This window comes from Streptomyces sp., from assembly GCF_031181555.1.
In the GTDB taxonomy this organism is placed as follows: domain Bacteria; phylum Actinomycetota; class Actinomycetes; order Streptomycetales; family Streptomycetaceae; genus Streptomyces; species Streptomyces fimbriatus.
The window spans coordinates 1-17,670 of record NZ_JAPSKQ010000085.1 but is presented as its reverse complement, the minus strand read 5'-3'; the positions used below and the strand labels follow the sequence as shown (position 1 = coordinate 17,670).

General features: G+C 73.2%; 13 protein-coding genes. 7 read left to right on the top strand and 6 right to left on the bottom strand.

Features of this window, described 5'->3' with window-relative positions; genetic code table 11:
• Window positions 1–114 precede the first annotated feature (114 nt).
• A complete protein-coding gene (locus tag RIM90_RS18410; RefSeq protein WP_309061806.1) occupies window positions 115–1,434 on the top strand; it encodes a radical SAM protein in 1,320 nt (439 codons plus the stop codon).
• Between the two features lie 253 nt (window positions 1,435–1,687).
• Entirely contained in the window at window positions 1,688–3,208 is a 1,521-nt protein-coding gene (locus RIM90_RS18405) for a cellulose-binding domain-containing protein (protein WP_309061805.1), read from the top strand.
• 420 nt (window positions 3,209–3,628) lie between these two features.
• On the opposite strand, the gene RIM90_RS18400 is transcribed toward RIM90_RS18405, so the two are convergent.
• The 5 genes from RIM90_RS18400 to RIM90_RS18380 form a co-directional block, all read right to left on the bottom strand.
• Window positions 3,629–6,391, bottom strand: a complete 2,763-nt coding sequence (locus tag RIM90_RS18400; RefSeq protein ID WP_309061804.1) for an AAA family ATPase — start codon at window positions 6,389–6,391, stop codon at window positions 3,629–3,631.
• Window positions 6,392–6,650: 259 nt separating this feature from the next.
• Window positions 6,651–7,583, bottom strand: coding sequence for a zinc-binding dehydrogenase (locus RIM90_RS18395; RefSeq protein WP_309061803.1), 933 nt, complete (start codon window positions 7,581–7,583; stop codon window positions 6,651–6,653).
• Window positions 7,584–7,682: 99 nt separating this feature from the next.
• Complete coding sequence (locus RIM90_RS18390; protein WP_309061802.1) at window positions 7,683–8,672, bottom strand: alpha/beta hydrolase; 990 nt, start codon at window positions 8,670–8,672, stop codon at window positions 7,683–7,685.
• Between the two features lie 314 nt (window positions 8,673–8,986).
• Window positions 8,987–9,640 carry a hydrolase gene (locus tag RIM90_RS18385; RefSeq protein ID WP_309061801.1) on the bottom strand — a complete coding sequence of 218 codons (654 nt, stop codon included), beginning with the start codon at window positions 9,638–9,640 and terminating at the stop codon, window positions 8,987–8,989.
• A gap of 145 nt (window positions 9,641–9,785) precedes the next feature.
• Window positions 9,786–10,226 carry a transposase gene (locus RIM90_RS18380; RefSeq protein ID WP_309061812.1) on the bottom strand — a complete coding sequence of 147 codons (441 nt, stop codon included), beginning with the start codon at window positions 10,224–10,226 and terminating at the stop codon, window positions 9,786–9,788.
• Between the two features lie 237 nt (window positions 10,227–10,463).
• Here RIM90_RS18380 and rsgA point away from each other — a divergent pair, with 237 nt between their 5' ends.
• The 3 genes from rsgA (at window position 10,464) to RIM90_RS18365 (ending at window position 13,625) form a co-directional block, all read left to right on the top strand.
• Window positions 10,464–11,618 (top strand): ribosome small subunit-dependent GTPase A, encoded by a 1,155-nt coding sequence (rsgA, locus tag RIM90_RS18375; protein ID WP_309061800.1) that lies wholly within the window; start codon window positions 10,464–10,466, stop codon window positions 11,616–11,618.
• A gap of 103 nt (window positions 11,619–11,721) precedes the next feature.
• Window positions 11,722–13,125: an AlkA N-terminal domain-containing protein gene (locus RIM90_RS18370; RefSeq protein WP_309061799.1), complete on the top strand. Its 1,404-nt coding sequence runs from the start codon at window positions 11,722–11,724 to the stop codon at window positions 13,123–13,125.
• Window positions 13,122–13,625, top strand: a complete 504-nt coding sequence (locus RIM90_RS18365; protein ID WP_309061798.1) for a methylated-DNA--[protein]-cysteine S-methyltransferase — start codon at window positions 13,122–13,124, stop codon at window positions 13,623–13,625. Before RIM90_RS18370 ends, RIM90_RS18365 begins: the two co-directional genes overlap by 4 nt.
• A gap of 7 nt (window positions 13,626–13,632) precedes the next feature.
• Here the strand turns inward: RIM90_RS18365 and RIM90_RS18360 are convergent, their stop codons facing one another.
• Entirely contained in the window at window positions 13,633–14,115 is a 483-nt protein-coding gene (locus RIM90_RS18360) for a DUF456 domain-containing protein (RefSeq protein WP_309061797.1), read from the bottom strand.
• Between the two features lie 209 nt (window positions 14,116–14,324).
• On the opposite strand from RIM90_RS18360, the gene RIM90_RS18355 reads away from it, so the two are divergent.
• Window positions 14,325–15,821 (top strand): protein phosphatase 2C domain-containing protein, encoded by a 1,497-nt coding sequence (locus RIM90_RS18355; protein WP_309061796.1) that lies wholly within the window; start codon window positions 14,325–14,327, stop codon window positions 15,819–15,821.
• Window positions 15,822–15,890: 69 nt separating this feature from the next.
• Entirely contained in the window at window positions 15,891–17,633 is a 1,743-nt protein-coding gene (locus RIM90_RS18350) for a pyruvate dehydrogenase (RefSeq protein ID WP_309061795.1), read from the top strand.
• Window positions 17,634–17,670: the final 37 nt, after the last annotated feature.

Sequence of the window (17,670 nt, the reverse complement as noted above, 5' to 3'; positions counted from 1 at the left end):
CCGGAACCTACCTCGGGAGTGGTCCGCGCCACGTGGGGGGCCCCGGCACACCGGACGCCCGAGCGGGGGCATACCGTGAGGAGTCGTACGTCCGAGCCGGGAGGAGAACACCAGATGGGCAGCCGTACCGCGCTGGTCGAGGATCTGATGGAGCGGTTCCCGCACGTGCCGCGGGAAGCCGTCTTCAAGGAGGACCTGCTCCGCGGCGGCGTCGCCTTCGACCCGTCCGCCCTCAGCGACAACGAGAGCGGAGAGGTCAAGCCGAAGTCGTACTTCATCTTCTCCTTCGACCACGGCACCCTGCCCGAGCTGGGCGAGGCCGCGCTCCGGCGCCCGCCGGAGGAGATCATCCTCACCGGCGGCCCCTACGACCTGCGCCGCACCGTGGTCTCGGTGCGGGTGAACCCCTCCTCGCCGTACCGCGTCGCCGCGAACGAGGACGGCATGCTCGGCCTCTACCTCGACGGGAAGCGGATCGCCGACGTCGGGGTGCCGCCGATGCCGGAGTACTACCGGCACACGCTCTCCAACGGGAAGTCGGTCATGGAGGTGGCGCCCACCATCCAGTGGGGCTACCTGATCTACCTCACCGTCTTCCGGGTCTGCCAGTACTTCGGCGCCAAGGAGGAGTGCCAGTACTGCGACATCAACCACAACTGGCGCCAGCACAAGGCGGCCGGCCGGCCCTACACCGGGGTCAAGGACGTCGAGGAGATCCTCGAGGCCCTGGAGATCATCGACCGTTACGACACGGCGAAGGCCTCCACCGCCTACACCCTCACCGGCGGCGCCATCACCAAGACCGTCGCGGGCCGCGACGAGGCCGACTTCTACGGCCACTACGCCAAGGCCATCGAGGAACGCTTCCCCGGCCGCTGGATCGGCAAGGTCGTCGCCCAGGCGCTGCCCAAGGACGACGTGCAGCGGTTCAAGGACTACGGCGTGCAGATCTACCACCCCAACTACGAGGTGTGGGACCGCCGCCTGTTCGAGCTGTACTGCCCGGGCAAGGAGCGCTACGTCGGCCGCGACGAGTGGCACCGGCGCATCCTGGACTCCGCCGACGTCTTCGGCGCGCGCAACGTGATCCCCAACTTCGTGGCGGGCGTGGAGATGGCCGAGCCCTTCGGCTTCACGACGGTCGACGAGGCCATCGCGTCGACGACCGAGGGCCTGCGCTTCTTCATGTCGCACGGCATCACGCCCCGGTTCACCACCTGGTGCCCGGAGCCGACCACCCCGCTCGGCAAGGCCAACCCGCAGGGCGCCCCGCTGGAGTACCACATCCGGCTCCTCGAGGCCTACCGCGCCACCATGGACGACTTCGGCCTGTCCTCGCCCCCCGGCTACGGCCCGCCCGGACCCGGCCGCGCGGTGTTCTCCGTCAGCTCCTTCATGGACAGCCTCCCGGTGCAGGAGCCGGCCGAGGTGTGAGGAGAGGCGTGCGGAAACGGGCACGGAAGCGCCCGGGAGGTGGATGAGGAACAGGCGGAAGGCCGGGACGGGACGTCCCGGCCTTCCGCGCGCAGGGGCCCGGCGAGGGGGCGCGGGCGCCGCGTCGTGTCAGGTGAGGGCGGCGCTTGTCAGTGGTGCCGAGAACGTGAAAAGCTCGTCCACTCCCGCGAGGTTTTCCCCAACTCCGCCATTGACACGGTGAGTTGATCTCGCCCGTGGATGCAGGAGACCCATGCCCGACCTGCTGAGCCCCCAGGACGCCACCGAGGCGGCGTTGTTCTCCGAGTGCTGGGACGCGGTGCTCTCCTACGCCGACCTGTGCACGTCCGGATCCGCCGCCGCCGCGCACCTGGCCCGCGAGGCCTTCGCACGGGGCATACGGGAGGTCCGCGCCGCCGAGGCGGGCACCGTCCGCGGCACCGGCCGCCGCTCGTCCCGGCTGCCCCGGATACCCCTGCTGCTGACCGCCGTTCGCAGCACGGCGGCGGCCTGGGAGGACGCGGGACAGGGACACCGGCTCGACCCCGACCTGCGGCTGTGGCTCCACTCCGACCGGGCCGCCCGCCACACGGGCCCGCCCCGGGAGCGCCCGGTCGCCCTGCGCGGACTGCGCGACCTGCACCAGGCGGACGCCGAACTGCTGTGGCTGGCCGAGGTGGAGGCCCTGCCGCTGCCCCTGGTGGCCCGCCGGCTCGGCCTCGACCCCGCCACCGCGGCCGACGAACTCGCCCGGGTGAGCCGGCTGTTCCGGGACCGCTGCCACCGCAACCACCTCGACTCCCCGATGGACGACGAGTGCCGCCCCTACGCCCGGCTGCTCGACGCCGTCACCCGCTCGCCCGCCGCCGACACCCCCGGCGACCTCTCCCGGCACCTCGCCACCTGCGTGCCGTGCGCCGAGACCGCCGCCTGTCTGCGGCTGCACGGCGGGGGACTGCCCGGGGCGCTGGCGGGCGGGGTGATCGGCTGGGGCGGCCTCGCCTACCTGGAACGCCGCCGCCGGGCCGCCGAGGCACGGCTCGGGGCCGGACGCCGGGACGGGGCCGACACGGAGCACAGCGACCCGGCGGACCCGGTGGACGGTACGGCCGGGGCGCGCGCCGCCCGCACCGGCCTGCTGGCGGCCGCCGTCCTGGTCTCCGTCCTCGCGCTCGCGGTCTCGCTGATGCCGTTCGGCGACACGGACGCCGAGAGCGCCACGCGCTCCGGCACCGACCGGCGGCCGGCGGCCGGCCCCGACCCGTCCCTGCCGCCCGTCCCGCCCGCGGCGCCCTCCACGTCCACGTCCGCCCCGGCCTCCGCCGGTTCGTCCGGCGCTCCCTCCGGTTCCCGGGAGCCGTCCGCCGGGCGCACACCGGGCCGGGACGAGCCCGCCCCCGCGCCCCAGGGCATCTCCTCCGCCACCGCCGCACCCGGGACCGCCGGCCCCGGCGGACCGCCCTCCTGCCGGATCGCCTACGACCTGGTCAACCAGTGGCCCGACGGTTTCCAGGCCACCGTCACCGTCACCGCACGAGAACCCCTCGATTCCTGGCGGGTCGGCTTCTCCTTCCGGGGCGGCCAGCGGATCCTCCAGATGTGGGACGCCACCGCGCGCCAGGACGGCTCCCGCGTCACCGCCACCGCCGCCGACCACAACACGTCGGTCCCCGCCGGCGGAAAGCTCGCCTTCGGCTTCCTCGCCTCCTGGCGCGGCACCAACGCCCCGCCGTCCGGCTTCACCCTCAACGGCCGCCCCTGCGCGAAGGCGTGACACGGCGGTTCGCGGGCCCGGCGGTTCGCGGACCGGGAAAAAAACCGGTTGACGGGCCGGGGACGCGGCGGGCTGGTCTGCTCCCAGATCACGCGGTGGCCGTGCGCCGCCGTGCCGGAGCGTCGTTCGGACGACGCGTGAGCGGAGCGAGGAGGTGTCGACCGATGGCTGCCACTGTGCTGGGCGCTGCCCGCATCCGGGAATCCATCAAGTCCACCTCCGTGGCCACCGGCTGACCTCACCCTTTCCCGTTCCGCGTGCGTACGCGGCCGCCGGGGCCACCCCTCGTGACGGGTCACCCCCCTTGAGTTCCACCTCCGCTTCCTCCGCGCTCGCTCCCTTCGGACACCCAGCCACGTGAAAGCCCGAGGCCGGGCCCGCCGCCTGGAGACCCCGTCCGGCAGCGGCGGCACCGGCAGCTCACGCGGTCTGCGTCACCACCAGGGGAAGGCCGCGCAGCTGGCGGCGCGAGGTGATGTCGAGCTTTTTGAAGATATTGCGCAGATGGGTGTCGACCGTGCGTGGGCTCAGGAACAACTGGGTGGCCACCTCCTTGGAGGTAGCGCCCGTGGCGACAAGTCGCGCGATCTGGAACTCCTGCGGCGTGAGCCGGTGCTGTGCCTCAGCCTTCGGCTTCCGCACCTGCTCGCCGGCGGCCGCCAGTTCACGGGCGGCGCGTGCGGCGAACGCTTCCGCTCCGATCGACGAGAGCTGCTCGTACGCGGCACGCAGTCGGGTGCGGGCCTCGGAGAGGCGCCCCTCACGCCGCAGCCACTCACCGTGCAGGAGTCGGGCGCGCGCGAGATGGACGGTGCCTTCGCTGCGACCGAGCTGAACGATCGCCTCCTGGTAGAGCTCGTCGGCCGCCGGGCCGTCCGTGAGGAGCGCCCGGGACCTCAGCTCGACCCCCGCCGCCCAGGGGGTGCGGCTGGCCCTGGCGCGTTCGGAGAGGCGCTTCATCACCGGGAGGGCGAGATCCCGCCGTCCGGCTCGCGCCGCCGCCTCCACGAATTCCACCGGGATCCAGGAGTAGAAGCCCGGTTCGTCAAGATCGCACGCGGGACGGGCCGCCTGCAGAGCCTCCTCGTACCGGCCGAGACCGTTGTACAGCACGGCGCGGGCGTACTCGGTGACATTGGCGAGTCTGCCCTCTCCTCGCTCGTGGGCGGCGCGCATCGCGACATCGGCCAGCGCGGCCGTCGTGGCCTCGTCCCCCCGCCATGCGGCGAGGGAGACATCGACGTACACCACGGGCGGGGCGCCGGCGTCGACCGCGATCGAGTGGGTCTCGTCGACGAGTGCCGCCGCGTCGCCGAACTCCCCCGCGTGAATGTGAGCGAGGGCGCGGAAACTCAGGAGTACAGGAAGAGACGCCAGGGCACCGTGCTGTCGGCACAGGGAGATCTGGCGGTCGGCCAGAACCCTCCAGGCGGCGTCGTCCCACAGGTCCATCGCGGCGTTGCAGGCCATCCACACCTCGCCGAGGCCGTACTCGCTGCCGTCGTCGGCACGACGGTGGAGGTCGACGGCGCGGCGCAGCTGCGGGACGGCCGCGGTGTACCCCTCCCTCACCTGAGTGGCCAGCCCTCCGAGAAGTATGTCCAGCAGGCGCGGGGGGTCTTCGACGGGCGGCATGGCATGTGCCGCGTCCGCCACCTCGAGCAGGCGCGGCCCCTTGGCGAACCGGCCGACGAACACGGCCGCCGCAAAGGCGTCGAGCAGCAGCTCCCGGGCACCGGCGGCATCGCAGCGCGTGGTCAGCTTCGCGGCTCGCAGGAGTCTGAGCACCGCTTCGTCGTCGCGCTTCCTGTCGAAGGAGACCCGGGCGCGCAAGGCGGCCGCCTCCGCCCGTCGGGGCTCGTCGTCCGGTCCCAGGTTCGTCTCCGCCATCGCCACCAGCGTCAGAGCCGCTTCCGCAGCGCCTGTGTCGCGCTTGGCCCGGGCCGCGACCAGCGCGCGTACGGCACGGCGGCCGGGATCCGGCGTGAGGGTCGCCGCTCGTTCGAGAAAAGCGGCGGCCGCCGCGATGCCACCGCGTGCCCGTGCGCGCCCGGCGGAGTGTTCGAGTGCTGCGGCGACGCCCTCGTCGGGGCCGGCGGCCGCCATGGAACGGTGCCAGGCCCTCCGGTCGGGTTGGGCGTCGGCGTCCGTCACCTCGGCGAGCGCCCGGTGCGCCGCGCGGCGGTCTTCCGGGGAGGCGGCGCGGTAGACGGCGGAACGCACCAACGGGTGCCGGAACCGGACCCAGGCGCTGACGGTCAGCAGCCCGGCGTCCTCGGCCGGTGTCACGGCCGCCGGATCGACGCCGAGAAGTTCCGCTGCCCGCCGCAGGAGTGATGGCTCTCCGATCGGCTCCGCCGCCGCCGTCAGCAGCAGGAGCCGGGTGTCCGCGGGCAGTCCTTCCAAGCGGCTACGGAAGCTGGCCTCGACACTTCCCGGTGCGGGCGCCGCCTCGGGAACGGCGAAGCCACCCGCCAGTTCGGCCGTCCGCGGCAGCTCCAGCAGGGCGAGTGGGTTGCCCCGCGCCTCGGCGATGATCCGTTCACGTACCTGACGGTCCATCGGCGCCCGGAACTGGGAGGCGAGCAGTCCGCGGGCATCGGCGTCGGCCAGACCTTCGAGGCGCAGCTCGGGAAGGTCCGTCAGTTCTGCACCGCCCAAGGGCGCCCGCACCGCGAAAACGAGCGCCACCGGCTCGTCGTGAAGCCTCCGTGCGACGAAGGAGAGGGCCTGTGCCGAGGCCCGGTCGAGCCACTGGGCATCGTCGACCAGGCAGAGCAAAGGCTGTTCGTCCGCCGCCTCCGATAAGAGGTTGAGTACTGCCAGGCCGAGGTGAAAGCGGTCGGGCGTACCGCTGCTCAGCCCGAAAGCCGCCTCCAGCGCACCGCGTTGAGGGCCCGGCAGGCGCTGCAGAACACTCAGCATCGACCCGCAGAGTTGGTGCAGCGCCGCGAACGCGAGCTCGCTCTCGAACTCGGCTCCGGACACTCTCAAGGTGCGTACCCCGGGCGCCGTCCTCATGTACTCCAGCAGGGCGGTCTTGCCGATACCCGCTTCCCCGCGGATGACGAGGGCGCCACCCCGTCCTGCCTGTGTCCGGTGGAGGAACTGATCGAGCACGTCCGACTCGTGACGGCGACCGAGGAGCACTGGACGTCGGGGAACGAAGCGGTTTGCCGGCATAGGGCCTCCGCCGCCGTGACACCTCGGTGGGCGGCACCGGGAGCGGGGGCGTCGAACCTGCCCGGGACGACCGTCGAAGCCACGCGGCACAGTCTCTGAGCAGCGGTTATACCCCCTGGCCGGGAGCGTATGGCATGGCCGTTCGGCGCGTCAACGAAACGCTGGACGGAGATCCGGTCACGAGCGGTACGCCGGTGACGGTTGCTGTTCCGGGGGAGACCGGACGCCGCCGGGTACAGCTTGCTCGCGGCGTGACGGCTCAGAACGTGATGGTCACCTTTCCGCGGATGTGCTTGTGGGCGAAGTCGACGAGCGCGCGCCGCGCTTCGGCGAACGCGTACTCGGCTCCGATCGCAATGCGCAGTTCGCCCGTGGCCGCCTGCGCGGCAAGGGCCGCAAGCCGCCCGTCCGGGGTGGTGGTTCCTCCGTACACGGCGGTGACGCCGCGCTCGAAGGACGCCGGTCCGCCCAGGGGCGAGACGAGGCGGCCGCCGCCGCGGGCCGCGCCGGCGGTCAGCGCCAGGGCGGGGCCGGTGTTCGCGAGGTCGAACACGACGTCGACTCCGCCCGGTACGAGCCGGAGAGCCTCCTCGGTGATGTCCACGTGCTGGTAGTCGATGGTGTGCAGTGCTCCGAGACCGTCCAGGAACTCCTGGTCGCCGGTGCGACCGGTCGCGAGCACGACGAGGCCCGCCTGGCCGGCGAGCTGCACGAGGTAGGAGCCCACGCCACCACCTGCGCCCACCACGAGCACGGTGTCACCCGGGCTCGTTCCCGAGATGTCGAGCAGCGCCGCTGCGGTCAGTGCAGCGGTCGGGAGCGCGGCCCCCTGCGCCGCGGTCAGTCCGGCGGGCCGTACGGCGGCCGCGGCGGTGGCCTTCACCAGTACGTACTCGGCCAGTGCTCCCGAGGGGACGCCGTTCCAGGCCACGATCGCCTCGCCGACGGTGAAGCGGGTGACGTCGGCGCCGACGGCCTCGATCACCCCACTGACGTCGACACCGGGCACGAACGGGTGCCGCACCGGCAACACGTGCCGCATCGTCCCGGTGATCAGGGCCTTGTCGACGGCGTTGAGGGCGGTCGCCTCCGTCCGGACGAGCACATGTTCCGGCCCGGGTACGGGCTTGGGCAGGTCGATGAACTCCAGGTCCTCCAGCGGTCCGTAGGCGGTGGCGGCAAGGGCTCGCACGATGGGTCTCCTTCTTGGTGCGGGTTCAGCGGATGAGGTGGCCGTGCGGGGGCCGGCGGCGGCGTGAGACGACAGCAGGCGTGGAGGCCTGGCCGGCCGTTACAGGTGCAGAGTCCGGCGAAGCCAGCGCACTCGCGCCGCCCTCGCGTCCCTGGACAGGGTCGCGTCGGGCACGAAGGCGTCGAATCCGTGGAAACCACCGGGCCAGACGTGCATCTCGGCCTCTCCACCGGCCTGCCAGACGCGCGTCGCATAGGTGACGACCTCGTCCCGGAACGTTTCGGCGGAGCCCACGTCGATAAGGAGCGGAGGCAGCCCGGACAGGTCCGCCGCACGCGCCGGTGCGGCATAGGGGGAGACGTCGGGCCCACCTCGCAGGTCTCCCAGCAGCGCGCCCCAACCGGTGTTGTTCGACGTCCGGTCCCACACTCCGAGCCCGGCCATCTGATGGCCGGAGACCGTGGTGTCGCGGTCGTCCAGCATGGGGCAGACGAGTATCTGCCCCGCCGGTGCCGGTTCGCCCCGGTCCCGCATGAGCAGCGTGAGCGCGGCGGTGAGGCCGCCACCCGCGCTGGCCCCCGCGACGACGATGCGGCCGGGGTCGATGCCGAGTTCGCCGGTGTGGGCCGCGGTCCACCGCAGGCCCGCGTGGATGTCCTCCAGAGCGGCGGGGTACGGATGCTCGGGGGCCAGCCGGTACCCGACCGAGACGAGTACGAGGTGCAGTTCCTGCACCCAGTCCAGCATCTCCGTGAGGAGACTTCGGTTGTCTCCGAAGACCATCCCGCCGCCGTGGGTGAAGTAGACCGCGGGCAGGGGGCCCGACACTTCGGCCGGGCGGCAGACCAACAGAGGGACCGCTGGCGCGCCGGCCGGGCCCGGTACCCGGAACTCCTCGACCACGAGGGACCCGCCCCGGCGCAGTTCCTCGTCGGAGGGGCGCGTGGCGCGCATGGTCCGGCGTATGCCCGGGATCATGCCGGGCAGGACGGTCGTCGGGATGAGCTCGGACAACGGGCCGAGCGCGGCGGCTAGTTCGGGATCGAAGGGGGGCGGTGGTCCGACGCGGTCGGTGGTGGTAATGGTCACTCCTGTTGTACGGGGTGGGCGCTGGGAACAGGACTCGGCTTCCCGGCGGGGCCGAATCGGGGCAGGAAAGGACGCGCGGACCGCGGTGGCCGGGCCGTTCCGCCCGGTGCAGTACGCAAGGCGTTGTGGCAACGGCGACCGCCGGGCGGAACGGAGTATCCGATCGCCGTCGGGACCGCCCGCCCACGCGGACGGTCCCGCCCTCCGGCCCGTTCCGATCAGCCGTGGGGGCGAGGACCGGAACCCGGGCCTTCGGGCCCCGGCCGGGCCGGGGAGTGCCGGGGCCCGGCCGGAGTCCGAAGACACAAGAGACGTCATCCCTTGTCGAGCCCGAGAAGCTGCAGTTCCCAGGCGAGGCTCGTACCGAAGCTGCCGCCGTGCTGCAGCATGATGTCGGTGATGCCAGGAACCGTCTCCTCCCGGGCCCAGTCCCGCTGCCACTCCGAAATGACGGTGCCGGCGCAGGTGGGGATGACACCGGCCTGGATCATGCGCTGGATGCCGCGCTCGTGGGCCTCGGTGGTGGTGGCACCCGAGGCGTCCGTCACCGCAAAGACCCGGTAGCCGTCGGCGAGGGCGTGAATGGCGGGCCAGGCCAGGCAGATGTCCGTCCACAGGCCCGCTATGACGAGGTCCCTGCGCCCGGTCGCGGCCACGGCGTCCACGACGCGCTGGTCCTCCCAGGTGTTGATCGTGGTGCGGTCGATCGGGGTCTGCTCGGGGAAGACTTCCTGCAGCTGGCGGATGATCCGACCGCCTCGGTCCTCCACCACGGTGGTCAGGACGGTCGGGACGTCGAACAGCTTGGCACCCTTCGCCAGGGCCGTCACGTTGTTGACCACCAGGTTGGTGTCCGTGCTGCCCATTCCCGCGAACTGGGCACCCTGGTGGTCGATCAGCAGCAGAACCGAGTTCTCGGGGGTGAGCAGAGCGTCGAGGCCGGTGTAGGTGATGCCGTGGTTCGTCATGGGAAACTCCGGTGTCCGTGTCGGTCGCGGCGCCCACTGGCTGCCGTTGACTCGAAGTTCCCACGTGGCCACAGGCCCGCGCATCGGTGATCTCTACGTAAGCCAGGTACCTACTGAGGGTTTCGGGTTGCTCGGCCGGTTCCGTTCAGCGGCGTCCGGCGGTGAGCCGGCCGTCGAAGGCGATGCCGAAGGCTTGGAGTGCGGCCTTCCGGTGCACGGTCCGGCGTTTGCGTCCGGTGCCGGTCGGGCCCGGGCACATGACGGCCGGGTGGACGCACGTGAGGGCGGCCGGTCGGTGGGGGAGTGGCCCCGGGCCCGGACGGCCCCGCGGATCCGTGCGTCGATGCTCTCGATCGCGCTGGTGGTGCAGACGATCCTGCATCTCCACGTCGAACCGGAGGAAGGGCACGAACTCCCCCCAGGCCGCCTCCCGGCGCCGGACGATCGCCGGATGCTTCCCGCCCCAGGCATCGGTGAACTCCATGAACCGCTCCAGCGCGGCCTCCTCGGCCGGCGCGGTGCAGACGGGCCTGAGCGCCTTCGCGGTCTTCTCCCAGTCCTGGCGGGCCGCGTGACGGGAAAATATGATGGCGCGCGATCGTCGGCGGCTCTAGGCTGTGCCGTGTTGGCGAAGCGCTCTGTGAGTGAGTGCTGTTCGTTCGAGTCGAGGTTTCCGGGAGGTGTGACCGATGGCTGTCTCTGTGATGGGCCGTGCCCGCATCCAGTCGTTCGTTCCGTTCACCTCCGTGGCCTCCGGCTGACACCTCTCTCCTTCCGCGCCTGCGATGCGTGGTGCCGGGGGCTGCCCTTCGAAGGGTCTCCCTTGAATCTCTCTTCTTCTCTTTCGTCTTCGTCGTCCTCTCTTGCCCGCTTCGGCTGGGACGAGGGCTGGGAGGCCGAGTTCTCTCCGTATGCCGTGCAGGGTCTGGTGCCGGGCCGGGTGGTCCGGGTCGACCGGGGGCTGTGCGATGTGGCCACTCCGGACGGTGTGGTCCGCGCGGACACCGAGTTCGTCGTTCCTCGTGACCCGATGAAGATCGTGTGTACGGGGGACTGGGTCGCAGTCGACCCGGAGGGCTCCCACCCCCGTTACGTGCGGACGCTGCTGCCGCGGCGGACGGCATTCGTGCGGTCGACCTCCTCGAAGCGGTCCGAGGGTCAGGTGCTGGCCACCAACATCGATCATGTCGTGATCTGTGTGTCGCTCGCGGTCGAGCTCGACTGCGCGCGGATCGAGCGGTTCCTGGCGCTGGCCATGTCCTGCTCGACGGGTGAGGCACTGCTGCGCAAGGCGGCGGACTCCGGGGAGCCCGGGGCGCAGCCGGTGGTCGTGCTCACCAAGGCCGACCTCGTGCCGGACGCGGTGACGCGGGCGCACCTCGTCCAGGACGTGGAGACCAGCGCGCCGGGCGTGCCGGTGCTCACGGTCAGCGCAAGAGACGGGGACGGGCTCGATGTTCTCGCCGCGATCGTGTCCGGCGGTACGACGGTGCTGCTCGGGCAGTCCGGAGCGGGCAAGTCCACCCTGGCCAACGCGCTGCTCGGCGAGGACGTGATGGACGTCAGGGCCACTCGCGAAGTCGACGGCAAGGGCCGCCACACCACGACCACCCGCAACCTGCTGGCGCTGCCCGGCGGGGGAGTCCTCATCGACACGCCCGGCCTGCGGGGCGTCGGCCTGTGGGACGCCGGCGCCGGCGTCGGCCAGGTGTTCTCCGAGATCGAGGAACTCGCCGAGGGCTGCCGTTTCCACGACTGCGCCCACGAGAGCGAGCCGGGCTGCGCGGTCCTCGACGCCATCGAGGACGGTGCCCTCCCGGAACGCCGTCTGGAGAGCTACCGCAAGCTGCTGCGGGAGAACCAGCGCATCGTCGCCAAGACCGACGCGAGGCTCCGCGCGGAGATCCGCAAGGACTGGAAGCGCAAGGGAGCGATCGGACGGGCGGCGATGGAGGCGAAGCGCGGCCGCCTGCGGTAACGGGTCAGGGGCGGTCCCCCGGGACCGCCTCTCACTCCCTCGCACCTCCCTGTCCGATTTCCGCCAGCCGGGACTCCCCGGCCGACGGAGACTGGACGGTGTGATGGACGAGGACAGCAGGTACGAGGCGGTGCGCAGCCGGGACGCCCGGTTCGACGGGGCGTTCTTCTTCGCCGTGCGGACGACCGGGATCTACTGCCGGCCCAGCTGCCCCGCGGTCACGCCGAAGCGGTGCAACGTGCGGTTCTTCGCGACCGCCGCCGCCGCGCAGGGCGCCGGCTTCCGGGCCTGCCGGCGGTGCCGCCCGGACGCCGTCCCCGGCTCCGCCGAGTGGAACGTGCGGGCCGACGTCGTGGGCCGGGCCATGCGGCTGATCGCCGACGGCGTGGTCGACCGCGAGGGCGTCGCCGGACTCGCCGCACGGCTCGGCTACAGCGCCCGCCAGGTGCAGCGGCAGCTCACCGGCGAGCTCGGTGCCGGGCCCGTCGCGCTCGCCCGCGCACAGCGGGCGCACGCCGCGCGCGTGCTGCTCCAGACCACCGGGCTTCCGGTCACCCGGATCGCCTTCGCCTCCGGATTCGCCAGCGTGCGGCAGTTCAACGACACCATCCGGGCCGTGTACGCCGCCACGCCCAGCGAACTGCGCGCCGCCGCGCCCCGCGGCGGCCGGGCCGCCCGCCGCGCCGCCACCCCCACCGCCGGGATCCCCCTGCGGCTCGCCCACCGCGGTCCCTACCCGTCCGGGCCCGTCTTCGACCTGCTGGAACGCGAGGCCGTCCCGGGCGTCGAGGAGGTGAGCGGCACCCCGGGCGCCCGCACCTACCGGCGCACGCTGCGGCTCCCCTACGGCACCGGCATCGCCGCCGTCGACGAGCGCCCCGGCGCCGCGCGCGCCGGGTCGGGCGCCCACCCCGGCGGCTGGCTCGACGCCCGTATCCACCTCACCGACCCGCGCGACCTGACCACCGCCGTCCAGCGGCTGCGGCGGCTGTTCGACCTGGACGCCGACCCGTACGCCGTCGACGAACGGCTCGGCGCCGACCCCCGGCTCGCCCCGCTGGTCGCCGCCCGGCCCGGGCTGCGCTCGCCGGGGGCCGCCGACCCGGAGGAGCTGGCGGTGCGCGCGCTGGTGGGCCGCGACGAGGCCGCGCGGCTGGTCCAGCGGTACGGCAAGGCCCTCGACGCCCCCTGCGCCGGCCTCACCCACCTGTTCCCCGAACCGGGCGTCCTCGCCGAGGCCGAGCCCGGCGGCACCCTGGGCGCGCTCACCGCCGCCCTCGCCGACGGCGCCGTACGCCTCGGCCCGGGCGCCGACCGGGACGAGGCCCGGGCCGCCCTGGCCGCCGTCCCCGGTCTGGACGCCCGTACGATCGCCGAGATCCGCACCCGTGCCCTCGGCGACCCGGACGTGGCCCCACCCGGCCCCGACGTTCCCGACAGCTGGCGCCCCTGGCGCTCGTACGCCCTGAACCACCTGCGCACGGCAGGGGAGTTGGAGGACCGATGAGCACGATGACGACCACCGTGTACTGGACGAGTGCGGACAGCCCCGTCGGGCCGCTCCTGCTCACCGCCGCCCCGACCGGCGAGCTGACCTCGCTCTCCGTCCCCGGGCAGAAGGGCGGGCGCACCGTGCAGGACGGCTGGCGGCGGGATCCGGGGCCGTTCCGCGCGGCCGAGCAGCAGCTCGCCGCGTACTTCGCCGGTGAGCTCGAGGAGTTCCGGCTGGCCGTGCGCACCGCAGGCACCCCCTTCCGGGAGAAGGTCTGGGCCGCGCTCGACGACGTCCCCTACGGGGCCACCGTGTCCTACGGCGAGATCGCCGCGCGGATCGGCGCGCCCCGGGCCGCCGTGCGGGCCGTCGGCGGCGCGATCGGCGCGAACCCGTTGCTGATCGTCCGCCCCTGCCACCGGGTGATCGGCGCCGACGGGTCGCTGACCGGGTACGCGGGCGGGCTGGAGCGGAAGGTGCGACTGCTCACGCACGAGGGCGTGCTGCGGCCGTGAGCGCGGGTCAGCCCCAGAGCACCGTGCCCAGCCACGCCGCCGTGATCAGCTGGCAGGTGAACAGTTCGGTCAGCACGCTCCAGCCCCCCGAGCGCATCGCCGTGCGCAGCGCCGCGACCGCCTCGCCGCGGCGGCCCAGACGGAGCCGCTCACAGAGGTAGATCCCGGCGAGGAAGCCCGGGATCGCGCCGAGCACGGGCAGTAGGACGAAACCGAGGAACGAGCCGCAGCCCGCGTACGCCGTCAACCGGCCGCCGGCGCCGCCCGCCCGCAGCCGACGGGGCGGCAGCGCCCAGCGCACCGCCTGGGAGAGGAACAGCACGGCGGTCGCCCCCACGAGCACCCACCACGCGACGGGCCGCGGATCCTTCAGCGCCCACCACAGGACCCCGGCCCACACCAGCCACGACCCCGGCACCCCGGGCAGCAGCACTCCGCACAGGCCGAGCAGGATCACCAGGCCGACCAGCAGGAGGTCCCACGCTCCCATTCGTCCAGGGTGCAGGAGGCCCGGGCACGGCGCAGGACGGCGCGGGGACACCCCGTCGGCGCGGACCGGCGGGCCGGACCGGCCGCGCCGCCTCCCGGTCGCACAGCCGTCCCACCGGTCACCCGACAGGCCGTCCCGTGCGCGGTGCCGGGCACGGATTTTCCGGTTGCCCCGTTTTCATCCGGCCGGTGCGGTGGACAATTGGGGGCATGAGCCAGCAGGGGGGAAGGCCCATCGGTCACGAGGACGACTGGTGGGAGGAGTTGTACGGCGACGCCGCCGTCGGGGACACGGGCCCCGCGACCGCGCCCGATTCCCTGGACGACCGCTTCGCCTCCGCGTCCGGAACGCTGCACGAGGACCCGCCCCCGCCGGACGCCGCGCCGGCGGACCCGCCCCCTGCGGAGGCGTCTCCCGCCCCCAGGGTCCCGGCCCCCCGGCCGTTTCCCGACGGGACGACGGCGCACCCCCCGCGTCGGCCGGCCCTGCCCCCGCAGCGCGCCCCCTGGGAACCGCCGCCCACCACCCCGGAAGGCCCCGTGACCTTCGCGACGGGCGCCGGCCGGCCGGGCGGGAGCGCGCCGGGAGGAGAGCGGGGAACGGCGACCGGATCCCCTCCGCCGGCCGAGTCCTCCGCGCCGGCCGGCGCCCCGCCCGCACCACCGCCCCCGCAGGACCCCCCGCCGGCCGCTCCCGCCGACCCCCGCGCCCCGCGCCTCGAACCGCCCCCGGGCCCACCCCCCTCCCGCGTCTACGTCGGCTCCCGGCCGCCCACCTACGACGCCGAGCCCACCGCCCTCCCGGCGGCCGACCCCGACGAGCTGGACGATCTGGTTCCGGACACCGTGCTGGACGGCGCCCGCTACGGGGCCTGCACCCTGCGGGCCGCCTCCGTGCGCGGGGACTCCGCGCGGTACCGGGGGGAACCGCGCCGCGACGCGCTCCTGGCGGCGCGGTTCGGGACGGGGGAGCAGGCGCTGGTCCTCGTGGCGGTCGCGACCGGGGGCCGGGCCGCGCCCGGAACGCACCGCGCCGCGGCCGAGGCCTGCCGGTGGATCGGCCGGGCGGTGGGCCGCAGCCACGCCCGCCTCGTCGAGGACATCAGGGCCGCCCGGCGCGGTGACCTCAAGGCCGGCCTGCACCGCCTCACCGACCGCAGTCTCGGCAGGCTCCGCGCCGGCGCGGCCGAGCAGGGCCTCGAACCCGACGCCTACGCGGCCACCCTGCGCTGCCTCCTGCTGCCCGCCGACCCCGACTGCCGCACCCGGGTCTTCTTCGGCGTCGGCCCCGGCGGGCTGTTCCGGCTGCGGGACGGCGCCTGGCAGGACATCGAACCGCGGGTCGCCGGGGTCGAGGGGGAACCCGTCGTCGGCTTCGGCTCGCCGCCCTCCGAGACCCCCGGGGGCGACCGCCTCACCATGGACCGGGGCATCCCCGCACCGCCGAGCCCCTACGAGCCGTCCCCGGAACCGCCCCGCGAACCGTTCCGCTTCCGCACCTCCGTAGCCCGCCCGGGCGACACCCTGCTGATGTGCGGGGCCGGCCTCGCCGAGCCGCTGCGCGGGGAGGAGGAGCTCCGCGCCCACCTGGCCGACCGCTGGTCCGGCCACGAACCGCCCGGCCTCGCCGCGTTCCTCGCCGACACGCAGGTACGGGTCAAGGGGTACGCGGACGACCGCACGGCCGTCGCCGTCTGGGAGGCGTGAGCGCGCCCCGTGTGAATTCATGGAACCCGCAGGGACCTTCCAGGACACCCGAAGGGGCAGGCGAGAGCCATGGCCGGACAGAACGTCGCCGAGCAGTTCGTCGACATCATCACCCGCGCGGGGGTCAAGCGCCTCTACGGTGTCGTCGGGGACAGCCTCAACCCCGTCGTCGACGCCGTGCGCCGCAACCCCGCCATCGACTGGATCCACGTCCGGCACGAGGAGACCGCCGCCTTCGCCGCCGGCGCCGAGGCCCAGATCACCGGCAGGCTGGCCGCCTGCGCCGGCTCCTGCGGCCCCGGCAACCTCCACCTCATCAACGGCCTCTACGACGCCCACCGCTCCATGGCCCCGGTCCTCGCCCTCGCCTCGCACATCCCGTCCAGCGAGATCGGCCTCGGCTACTTCCAGGAGACCCATCCCGACCAGTTGTTCCGCGAGTGCAGCCACTACAGCGAGCTGATCTCCAGCCCGCGGCAGATGCCCCGGCTGCTGGACACCGCCATCCAGCACGCGATCGGCCGCTCCGGCGTCAGCGTCGTCTCCCTCCCCGGCGACATCGCCGACGAGCCCGCCCCGGAACAGGCCCCCGAGACCGCCCTCGTCACCTCCCGGCCCACGGTCCGCCCCGGCGACGCCGAGATCGACCGGCTCGTCGACATGATCGACGCGGCCGAGAAGGTCACCCTGTTCTGCGGCGCAGGCACCAAGGGTGCGCACGCCGAGGTCATGGAGTTCGCCCAGAAGGTCAAGTCCCCGGTCGGGCACGCGCTGCGCGGCAAGGAGTGGATCCAGTACGACAACCCGTACGACGTCGGCATGAGCGGGCTGCTCGGCTACGGCGCCGCCTACGAGGCCACCCACGAGTGCGACCTGCTGATCCTGCTCGGCACCGACTTCCCGTACAACGCCTTCCTCCCCGACGACGTGCGGATCGTCCAGGTCGACGTGCGGCCCGAGATCCTGGGCCGGCGCTCGAAGCTGGACCTGGCGGTGTGGGGCGACGTGCGGGAGACACTGCGCTGTCTGCTCCCGCGGGTGCGGACCAAGGACAACCGCACGTTCCTCGACCGGATGCTGAAGAAGCACGCGGACGCGCTGGAGGGGGTGGTGAAGGCGTACACGCGGAAGGTGGACAAGCACGTGCCGATCCACCCCGAGTACGTGGCGTCCGTGCTGGACGAACTCGCCGACGACGACGCGGTGTTCACCGTGGACACCGGGATGTGCAACGTCTGGGCCGCCCGCTACATCTCGCCCAACGGCCGCCGCCGGGTCATCGGTTCGTTCTCCCACGGCTCGATGGCGAACGCGCTGCCCATGGCGATCGGGGCGCAGTTCACCGACCGCGGCCGGCAGATCGTGTCGATGTCCGGCGACGGCGGATTCTCCATGCTGATGGGCGACTTCCTCACCCTGGTCCAGTACGACCTGCCGGTGAAGGTGGTCCTGTTCAACAACTCCTCCCTGAGCATGGTCGAGTTGGAGATGCTGGTCGCCGGACTGCCCTCGCACGGCACCGCCATGAGGAACCCCGACTTCGCCGCCGTCGCCCGCGCCTGCGGCGCCCGCGGGGAGCGCGTGGAGAAGCCGAAGGAGCTGGCCGGGGCGCTGAAGGCCGCGTTCAGGCACAAGGGTCCGGCCCTCGTCGACATCGTCACCGATCCCAACGCGCTGTCCATCCCCCCGAAGATCAGCAAGGAGATGGTGACCGGCTTCGCCCTGTCCGCCTCCAAGATCGTGCTGGACGGAGGGGTCGGCCGGATGGTGCAGATGGCACGGTCCAACCTGCGCAACGTGCCCCGTCCGTAGCGGGGGCCGGCCCGTGGCGCGGTCCGGTCCGTGCGGT